This is a genomic window from Paeniroseomonas aquatica, assembly GCF_030409335.1.
Classification (GTDB): Bacteria; Pseudomonadota; Alphaproteobacteria; order Acetobacterales; family Acetobacteraceae; genus Belnapia; species Belnapia aquatica.
Map to the genome: position 1 here is coordinate 110,611 of NZ_JAUFPN010000178.1, position 9,336 is coordinate 119,946.

Genomic DNA, 9,336 nt, shown 5'->3' on the forward strand with positions numbered 1-9,336 from the left:
AAGAAAGACGGGGGAAGGCACTTCCCCCGAGCCCCCTTCGCTTTCTGTTAGTTAAGGCGTTGGCGGTACGATCCGGCACGCCTCGGCCGCCACCTTGGACAGGCGCAGCATGCGGCGTGCGGCCACCGCTCCGGCCGCCGCTTCTCCGGCGAATTGCTCCAGCAGCTTGTTCGACAGCAGCGCCCGCGCCGCGGCATCCACCGCCACGTCGGTCGCCGCCACCGTCGCCGCATCCAGCAGCGTCCGCCGCAGCAGCGCCATCGTGCCGAGCAGCCCCGGCCGCAGCCCGTGCAGCGCCGCCACCTGCCGCACCAGTCGCACCCCGCGCCAGGTGAAGACCAGCGCATCCAGCCCCGGCGAGGGGCTCACCGCCGTCACCGCGAAGGATTGCACCGCCGCCGCCCGGCCCAGCGCCACCGCCTGGGCATCGAGCACCAGCAGCGGCCCGCCCTCCAGCAGCGCCCGCAACTCCCCGGTGCTGCCGGCCTGGCGCAGCGCCGGCTGCAGGGACGCCGCCTCGGCCACGCCACCGGCCCAGCGCAGCGCCTCGGCCCGCGCCGCCGGCAGGTCCTCCCGCGCGAAGGCCGCCCGGGCCCGCTCGACGGCGCGGATCGAGAACAGCCCCCGCACCTCCCGCCAGGCGCCGGAGGCCAGCAGGCCGAAGCCCGCGACAACCACCCCCGCGGTCGCCCAGCCCTGGACCGGGCCGCGGCCGAACTGGTCGATGACGAAATTGGTCGCATCCAGCGCCGCCAGCCCGAGGCCCAGCACCGCCGCCCCCGCCGCCGCCCGGCCGAGGCCGGACCAGCGCGAGGGCACCTTGGGTGCGGCCACCGGCACCACCGCCTGCTCCCACTGGAAGTCGAGCCGCGGCGCCACCGCCGCATCCTCGACGATGATCCGTGGTCCTTTCGGCGCATCGCTCACAGCAGGTCTCCGATCAGCGCCGCCAGCAGCGCATCCAGCCCGAGATGCGGAACGCCCGACCCGCCGGCCGCGTCCAGCTTCGGCGGCTGGAATTCCGGCATCTCGAAGAACCCGTGCTCCCAGAAGCCGGGCTCGGGCGGCCGCAGCGGGATCTCGCCGGGATAGACCTTGGCGCTCTGGCCGGTGGCCAGCAGCGTGCCACGCACCGCCGCGACCGGCCGGCCGTCGAGGGTTGCCACCGCATCCTCGGTGCAGCGGAGCGAGGCCAGCGCATGCACGCTGGTGGCGACCCCGGCCTCCGCCGCCCGCCCCTGCGGCGCCGCCACCAGGGTGCCGAGCAGCGCCGCCAGCGCATCCCGCTGCCGCCCCGGCACGTGGTCCGCCTTGGTCGCGGCGAACGCCACCCGGGCGACGCCGGCACCCACCAGCCAGTCCCACCAGCCGCCGCCGTAGCGCAACGCCGCGGCGATGGCGGCCAGCGCCTCGGCGGTATCCTCGAAGGCGGCCTGGCCCGCATGCAGCGCGCCGAGCACGTCGACCAGCACCGCCTGCCGGTCGAAGCGGCGGAAGAAGGGCTCGAAGAACTCGGCCCGCTGCGCCGCGACATAGGCGGCGTGGCGCTGCGCCATGAGGCTGGCGAGGCCGCCGCCGGAGGGGTACGGCAGCGGGAAGAACCAGAGCAGCGGCGTCTCCCCGCGCGGCCCCGGGTTCAGCACCCGCCCGGGCTGCAGGAAGCGGAAACCGAGCCCGTCCCGGCACTCCCGCAGCGCGTCGCGATACAGCGCATGGCCGCGCCGGGCCAGGCTCTCGTCGGCCGTGGCGCCGGCCGGCAGCGCCTCGACCCAGGCGAGGAAGTCCCGCACCGACGCGGCCCGCTCGCCCCGCCGCAGCCGCCGCAGGGTCTCGGCCGACCAGGCGGCATAGTCCTGGTCGAGCATCGGCAGGTCGAGCAGCCATTCGCCGGGGTAGTCCAGCAGCTCCAGGGTGACGGTGCGGCTGCCGATCAGGCTGCCGAGCATGCCGCCGAAGGCCCCGGGCCGGTCCAGCTCCAGGGTCAGCTCGAGGGTCGAGAGGTCGTCGGTCCGCCCCGGCCAGGCCGGCGGATCGGCGGCCAGCGCCGCCAGATGCGCCTCCACGTCGAAGCGCGGCAGCGCCTCGCTGGCCGAGGGCACCAGCCGGACCGAGCGCAGCCGGCCGCCGGCCGCCGCCTCGAACAGCGGCAGGGTCCGCCTGCCGCGCCCGGCCGCCAGCAGATTGGCGACGAGCGAGGTGATGAAGACGGTCTTGCCCGCGCGGGTCAGGCCGGTGACGGCGAGGCGGATGCGCGGCTGGCCGATCAGGTCGCGGCCCAGCTTCTCGACGCCGCGCAGGACGTCGTTCAGGCCGCCGAGGGGGTCAACCGGCATGGATCATTCCTGGGGGGTGGCTCCGCTGACGGGGGCCGGGGCCGCCCGGCCCTGCGGCGTCACCCGACCAAGGCGCGGCAGGGCCCGAAGGTTGCCGCCGCCGCGCCCGGCGGGCGGCGAATTGCACCGCGGGGCCCGCCGGGCCCCGCCGCGCTCAGCGCTCGATCAGCTCGATCTTGTAGCCGTCGGGGTCCTCGACGAAGGCGATGATGGTGGTGCCGAACTTCACCGGCCCGGCCTCCCGCGTCACCTTGCCGCCGCCCTTGCGGACCTTCTCGCAGGCCGCCGCCACGTCCGGCAGGCCGACCGCGAGGTGGCCGAAGGCATTGCCCTGCTCGTAGGTCTCGGTGCCGTAGTTGTAGGTCAGCTCGATCTCGCCCTGGCCCTCGGCATTGCCCTCGCCGTAGCCGAGGAAGCAGAGCGTGTACTTGCCGTCCGGCACGTCGCGGCGGCGCAGCTCCTTCATGCCCAGCAGCTCGGTGTAGAATTTCACGCTGCGGTCGAGGTTGCCGACCCGAAGCATGGTGTGCAGGAATTTGCTCATGGCGTCGTCTCCGTTGATTGCAGCTCGGCGGCACTGAGCGCGACGAGGAAGAGCCCCGCCGCATCCGCCGCCGCGACGGTCGCCGGCCGATCCACCACGATGGTGCCGCCCGCCTCGATGGCGATGCCGGCGAGCCCGGCCGCCGCCGCCCCTTCGATGGTGACGGGGCCGATGGTCGGCAAGTCCACCCGGCGATCCTGCCCCGGCTTCACCAGCTTCACCAGCACCCCGCCGGGGCCTTCCCGCCTGAGCCCGGCGCAACGCGCGAGCAGCGCGTCGGTGCCCTCGATCGCCTCGACGCCCAGCACCAGCCCCTGCTGCACCACCGCGCATTGCCCGACATCGACCCGGCCGAGGGCGCGCACCACGGCGATGCCGCGGCCGATATCCTCGCGCGCCCGCTCATCCGGCGCCAGGGCGCCGAGCTGGCCGGCTTCCGGCAGGATGTCGCGGACGATGGCCTGGGAGGGCACCACCTCGTAGCCATCCTCCTCGAGGATGCGCACCACCGCCTTCAGCAGCCCGTCGTCGCCCTGCCAGGCGGCGCGGCCGACCCGCAGCAGCATCCGGGCCATGCCGGCATCGGGCAGGATGGCGGTGAAGGAGGGGCGGCTGGCGCGGCCGCACATGACGATCTGGCGGACCCCATGGGCGCGGAACTGCTCCATCGCATGGCCGCCGGCGCCGACCCGGACCACGATGTGCGGCACGGCGGCGAAATCGGCCGGGTCGGCCCAGCCTTCCACCACCACCACGAAGACCTCCCGCCCCGAGGCGCGGGCGGCGGCGATGACCCGGTGCGGCATCTGGCCGCCACCGGCGATCAGCCCCAGGGGGCCGAGGTCAGGCGTCATTGCCCGTCCCCGGGCTCCTCGTCGGTGCCGCCGAGCTCGGGGGCGGCCATCCGGCCGGGACGCACCAGCTGGCGGCGCCGCGCCGCATCGCGGATGAAGGCGATGATCTCCATCACCAGCGGCTCCTCCGCCCAGCGGGCGGCGGCCTGTTCGAGTTTGGCGGCGAATTCGCCGGGGTCCTTGAACAGCAGGTTGTTCGCGGTGCGCAGGGTCCGGAGCTGGTCCCGCGTCGCGCCGCGGCGCAGCAGCCCGACCTTGTTGAAGCCGACCAGCCGCGCCGGCAGGCCGAAGACATAGCCGAAGGGCGGGATGTCGTTGGTGACGCCGGCCAGGCCCGAGACCATCGCCAGCCGGCCGATCCGCACGGTCTGGTGGACCGCGGCGCCGCCGCCGATGAAGGCGCCGTCGGCGACATGCACATGGCCGCCGAGCATGACGTTGTTGGCGAGGACGACGCCCTCCCCCAGCTGGCAGTCGTGCGCGACATGGGCCTGGGCCATCAGCATGCAGCCGGCGCCGACGGTGGTGACGCCGCTGCCGCCGACGCTGGCGCGGTGGATGGTGACGCCTTCGCGCACCAGGGTCCGGGCGCCGACCTCGCAGCGGGTCGGCTCACCCTTGTACTTGGTATCCTGCGGCGGCGTGCCGATGCTGGCGAAGGGCAGGACGCGGCTATCCGCCCCGATCCGGGTGATCCCCTCGACCACGACATGCGAGACCAGCTCGACGCCGGCCTCCAGCACGACCTCAGGGCCGATGGTGCAGAAGGGGCCGATCCGGCAGCCCGCGCCGATCGTCGCGTCGGGGGCGATCAGCGCGCTCGGGTGAATGACGGTCAAGGGATCAGCGGTCCAGGATCATCGCGGCATAGCTCGCCTCGGCGACGACCTTGCCATCCACCTTCGCCTCGGCGTGGAATTTCCAGATGTTCCCGCGCTTCTTCTCGCGCACCACATGCACCCGCATCTGGTCGCCGGGCACCACCGGCTTGCGGAACTTGGCGTTCTCGATGGTCATGAAATAGACCAGCTTGCCACGCGCATCCGGCCCGAGGCTTTCCACCACCAGCACCGCCGCGGTCTGGGCCATGCATTCGATGATGAGCACGCCGGGCATCACCGGGTGTTCCGGGAAATGGCCCTGGAAGAAATTCTCGTTGATGGAGACGTTCTTGATGCCCACCGCCGAGACGTTCTTCACCACCTCGACCACGCGGTCGACCAGCAGGAAGGGGTAGCGATGCGGGATGGCCCGCATGATCTGCCCGATGTCGTAGGTGTCGACCAGATCCGGTGCGGCGGTTTCCGCCTGCGTTGCCTCGGTGCCGTCCATCCGCTAGCCCGCCTTCCCCTCATCCTTGCCGTCGGGCCCGCCCGCGGGCTTCCCCGGGGGAGCGCCCAGCTTGCGCAGCCGCGCGATGGCCCGCCAGAATTCCCGCACCGGCCAGGCCGGGCTGCCGATGACATCCGTCTTGGCCGGGACATTCTCCATGACCCCGGCCTGTCCGCCGATCCGGGCGCCGCTGCCGATCTCGAGATGCCCGGCGATGCCCGCCTGGGCCGCGAGCTGCACGTAGTCGCCCAGTGTCGTGGAGCCGGAAATGCCCGCCAGCGCCACGATGATGCAGCCCCGGCCGGTGGTCACGTTGTGGCCGATCTGCACCAGGTTGTCGAGACGCGAGCCCGGCCCGATGACCGTATCGCCCTGGCTGCCCCGGTCGACGCAGGCATTGGCGCCCACTTCCACGTTATCGCCCAGCAGCACCCGGCCGAGCTGCGGCATGGTCTCGAACCGGCCGTCCGCGGTGGGCGCGAAGCCGAAGCCCTCCTGGCCGATCCGGGCGCCGGGATGCAGCACCACGCCGCGGCCGGCGACCGCATGGCTGATGCTGCTGTGGGCATGCAGCCGGCAGTCCTCGCCGAGCTCCACCCCCGGCCCGACCACCGCATGCGGGTGCAGGATGCAGCCGCGCCCCAGCCGCGCCCCGGCGCCGACCACGGCATAGGGGCCGATCTCGCAGCCCTCGCCGAGGACGGCGTCGTCGGCGACCACCGCGGTCGGGTGGCGGCCCGGCACCGGCCGCGGCGCCGGGTGGAACAGCGTGGCGACCCGGGCGAAGCCGAGATAGGGCGCGGGGGCGACGATGGCGATGGTCCCGGGCGGCACCTGCGCCGCCATCGCCGGGGCCAGCACCACGGCGCCGGCGCGGGTCGCCTTCAGCGCCGGCAGGTACTTGCGGTTGTCGAGGAAGCTGACGTCATCGGGCCCGGCCGCCTGCAGCGGCGCGACGCCGGTGAAGCGCCGCTCCGGGTCGCCCGCCGCCTGCCCCCCCGCCGCGGCGGCGAGATCGGCCAGGCGCTGCGGCCCGGCACTGGCGAAAAACCGTGGATCCGTCGCCAAACCCGCCCCCTGTCCCTCAGCGCCGCTGGGGCGGGGTGGCGGGGGCCGCAGGCGGCGCGGCCGGGCGGGCCGCGGCCGGCGGCGCGCCGGCCCCCGGCTCGGTGCCGGTCGCCTCGGCCGGCATGTTCACGCTGCGGAGCACCTTGTTGAACTGCTGCGCCACCTCCTCGGTCAGGTCGAAGGGCGGGTCGTTGAAGATGACCAGCGGCCGCGGCAGCACCAGGTTCACCTTGCGGCTGGCCGCCACCTGGCGGATCACCACGCCGAGCGCCTGCTCGATCTCGACCAGCGCCTGCTGCGCCGCCTGCTCGATCGTCCGCGACCGCTCGCGGAAGATGCGCTGGCTGTCGGTGATGCGGTCCTGCAGGCCGCGCTCGCGCTCGCGCAGCTGGTCGGCCGCCAAGCTGGCGCGCTGGTTGGCCAGCTGCTGCTGCTGCTCGCGCCAGTTGTTCTGCTCGCGCTGCAGATCGTCGTTCAGCTTGGCGCGGCGCCGCTCGATCTCGTCCCGCACCTGGTTGAAGGCGGTGGAGACGCGCTGGATCTCCGGCACGTCGACGATGCCGATGACCGCGTCGGGCGGCTGCTGGCCGGCCGGCAGCGGCGCCGGCGCCTCGGTCCGCGGCCGGTTCGGCTGGGCGGGCTGGGCCGGGCGCTGCGCCGGCTGGGCCGGGCGCTGTGCCGGCTGGGCCGGGCGCTGGCCCTGGCCGGGGATGAAATACCCGGGGTCCTGCTGCTGGGCCAGGGCGGGGCCGAGGGAGCCGAACAGCATGGTCGAGGCCGCCAGGGCGACGATGGGCAGTGCCGAGGCGGGCGAAGCGCGGAAGGCTGGCATATGCAGGGAGATCCCAGAGGTCGGTAGCGGGGTCGGGTGCGGGGTGGCCGCGGCGGGCGGAACCGGGACGGTCCCGCCGCCGCCGCTCAGAAGCGGGTGCCGAAGCCGAAGCGGAAGACCTGCGTCTCGTCGTAGCGCTGCTTCACCACCGCCTGGGCGAGGTCGATGTTGATCAGCCCGAAGGGGCTGCGCCAGGAGACGCCGACGCCGGCGCCGACCCGCGGCGTCGCGTCGTCGGCGATGCCGGTGCCCTTGACCGACTGCGACAGTGAGCCGACGTCGACGAAGGCGCGCCCGACCAGCCCGAGTTCGGCCGGCAGCGGCAGCGGGTAGCGCATCTCGGTCGTCTGGGTCCACAGCAGGCGGCCGCCGAGGCTGTCGCTCGTCGCGGTGTCGCGGGGGCCGGCGCCGGCGATGCGGAAGCCGCGCAGGTTCTCGCCGCCGAGGAAGAAGCGGTCGATGATGCGGTCCTTCTTGCCGAACAGCGTCTCGAGGTAACCGACGCTGCCGGAGACCGAGAGCAGGTAGTCCGGGTCGCCGAAGACCGATTCGAGCGGGATGTAGTAGGTCCCGTCCAGCCGGCCGCGGATATAGGCGACGTCGCCGCCGAGGCCGGCGAAGTCGGTGCCGAGCCGCACCACCGCGCCGCGCCGCGGATCGACCACCGAATCCCGCAGGTCGTAGGTCAGGGTCTGGCCGATCTGCGACAGCAGGGTGCTGCCCTCCTGCTCGCGCACGAAGCGCGACGCGGTGCTGGCGATGTCGGTGATCTCGCGCTGGGTCAGGGTATAGGCCCAGGTCTGCCGCAGCCGGTCGTTGAAGGCGTAGCCCATGCGGAGGGTGAAGCCCTGCCGCTGCTCGCGGTAGGAGGCGATGTTCAGCAGGTTGCGCTGGACGTAGAAGATGTCGATGCCGGCCGCGAGGTTGCGGTTGAGGAAGTAGGGGTCGGTGACCGAGAGGTCGACCTGGCTGCGGCGCTGCGCCAGCGTGCCGTTGATGCGGGCGTCGATGCCGGTGCCGAGCAGGTTGCGCTCGCGCAGGCCGACGTCGGCCAGCAGGCCGGCATCCGTGGAATAGCCGCCGCCGATCGAGACCTCGCCGGTCGCCCGCTCCGTCACCTGGGTGTTCAGCACCGCGCGGTCGGGCGCCGAGCCGGGCGCCGAGTTCACCTGCACGTCGGAGAAGTAGCCGAGGTCGCGGATGCGCTGGCGGCTGCGGCGGATCTGCGCGGCGTTGAAGGCGTCGCCCTCGGCGATGCGGAACTCGCGGCGGATGACCCGGTCCTGGGTCCGGGTGTTGCCGCCGATGTCGATGCGCTCGACATAGACCCGCGGCGCCTCGTTGATCTCGAAGGTCAGGTCGACCCGGCGGTCCTCGCGGTTGCGGTTAATGCGCGGCTGCACGTCGACGAAGGGGTAGCCGCGGAGGTTGGCGGCATCCTGCAGCGCCTGGGCCACGCGCTCGACCACGTCGCCGTCGTACCAGTCGCCCTCGGTGACGTCGACCAGGCGGCGGACGCTGTCGGCCTCGAGGTTGCGGAGGTTGGAGACCACCTCCACCTTGCCGACGCGGTAGCGCACGCCCTCGTCGACCGCGTAGGTGACGAAGAAGCCGGTGCGGTCGGTGGCCAGCTCGGCGGTGGCGTTGGTCACCTGCACGTCGGCATAGCCGTTGCGCAGGTAGTAGCGCCGCAGCAGCTCGCGGTCGAAGGCCAGGCGCTCGGGGTCGAACTGGTCGGAGGAGGAGAGGATGCGGTACCAGGCCTGCTCCTTGGTCGCCACGATCTCCTTCAGCTTGCTGTCGGAATAGGCGGCGTTGCCGACGAAGTTGATGCGGGCGACCAGGGCCACCTCGCCTTCCTGGATCTCGTAGACCAGGTCGACGCGGTTCTGCTCGAGCTGGATGATCTTCGGCTCGACGGTCGCGGCGAAGCGGCCGCGGCGGGCATAGAGCTCGGTGATCCGCGCCCGGTCGGCCTGCACCGCCTGCGGCGTGAAGACCGCCCGGCCGCGCATCTGGATCTCCTTGCCGAGCACGTCGTCGGAGATCTTGCGGTTGCCCTCGAAGGCGACGCGATTGACGATCGGGTTCTCAACCACCTGCACCAGCACGCGGTTGCCGTCGCGCCGCATCTGCACGTCCTTGAACAGGCCGGTGGCGAACAGCGACTTCAGGCTGCGGTCGAGCCGGTCCGGGTCGAAGCCGTCGCCCGGCTGCAGCAGCATGTAGGAGCGGATGGTGTCCGCCTCGATCCGCTGGTTGCCGGTGACCTCCACCGCCTGGACGATGCCGTCGGCGGGGGCGGCGCGCACCGGCGCGGCGCGCGGCCGCGGCGCCGGGCGCAGCTGCGCCTGCTGCTGGCCGCGCGCCAGG

Annotated in this window: 9 protein-coding genes; all 9 read right to left on the reverse strand. The window is 73.2% G+C overall.

The window, feature by feature from the left end; genetic code table 11:
* Positions 1-51 precede the first annotated feature (51 nt).
* The 9 genes from QWZ14_RS19770 to bamA all read right to left on the reverse strand — a co-directional run bounded on the left by QWZ14_RS19770 (position 52) and on the right by bamA (position 9,335).
* Positions 52-927: a DUF697 domain-containing protein gene (locus tag QWZ14_RS19770; protein WP_290318546.1), complete on the reverse strand. Its 876-nt coding sequence runs from the start codon at positions 925-927 to the stop codon at positions 52-54.
* On the reverse strand, positions 924-2,333 hold the full coding sequence (locus tag QWZ14_RS19775; protein WP_290318547.1) for a YcjX family protein: 1,410 nt from the start codon (positions 2,331-2,333) through the stop codon (positions 924-926). The genes QWZ14_RS19770 and QWZ14_RS19775 overlap by 4 nt, the downstream gene beginning before the upstream one ends.
* Positions 2,334-2,487: 154 nt before the next feature.
* A complete protein-coding gene (gene gloA, locus QWZ14_RS19780) occupies positions 2,488-2,877 on the reverse strand; it encodes a lactoylglutathione lyase (RefSeq protein ID WP_290318548.1) in 390 nt (129 codons plus the stop codon).
* Complete coding sequence (locus tag QWZ14_RS19785) at positions 2,874-3,731, reverse strand: LpxI family protein (RefSeq protein WP_290318549.1); 858 nt, start codon at positions 3,729-3,731, stop codon at positions 2,874-2,876. Before QWZ14_RS19785 ends, gloA begins: the two co-directional genes overlap by 4 nt.
* Complete coding sequence (gene lpxA, locus QWZ14_RS19790) at positions 3,728-4,570, reverse strand: acyl-ACP--UDP-N-acetylglucosamine O-acyltransferase (protein ID WP_290318550.1); 843 nt, start codon at positions 4,568-4,570, stop codon at positions 3,728-3,730. Before lpxA ends, QWZ14_RS19785 begins: the two co-directional genes overlap by 4 nt.
* Before the next feature lie 4 nt (positions 4,571-4,574).
* Positions 4,575-5,063 (reverse strand): 3-hydroxyacyl-ACP dehydratase FabZ, encoded by a 489-nt coding sequence (gene fabZ / locus QWZ14_RS19795; protein WP_290318551.1) that lies wholly within the window; start codon positions 5,061-5,063, stop codon positions 4,575-4,577.
* 3 nt (positions 5,064-5,066) lie between these two features.
* Entirely contained in the window at positions 5,067-6,131 is a 1,065-nt protein-coding gene (gene lpxD, locus QWZ14_RS19800) for a UDP-3-O-(3-hydroxymyristoyl)glucosamine N-acyltransferase (RefSeq protein WP_290318552.1), read from the reverse strand.
* Positions 6,132-6,147: 16 nt separating this feature from the next.
* Positions 6,148-6,963, reverse strand: a complete 816-nt coding sequence (locus tag QWZ14_RS19805) for an OmpH family outer membrane protein (protein ID WP_290318553.1) — start codon at positions 6,961-6,963, stop codon at positions 6,148-6,150.
* An 86-nt stretch (positions 6,964-7,049) separates the two neighbouring features.
* A complete protein-coding gene (bamA, locus tag QWZ14_RS19810; protein WP_290318554.1) occupies positions 7,050-9,335 on the reverse strand; it encodes an outer membrane protein assembly factor BamA in 2,286 nt (761 codons plus the stop codon).
* Position 9,336: the final 1 nt, after the last annotated feature.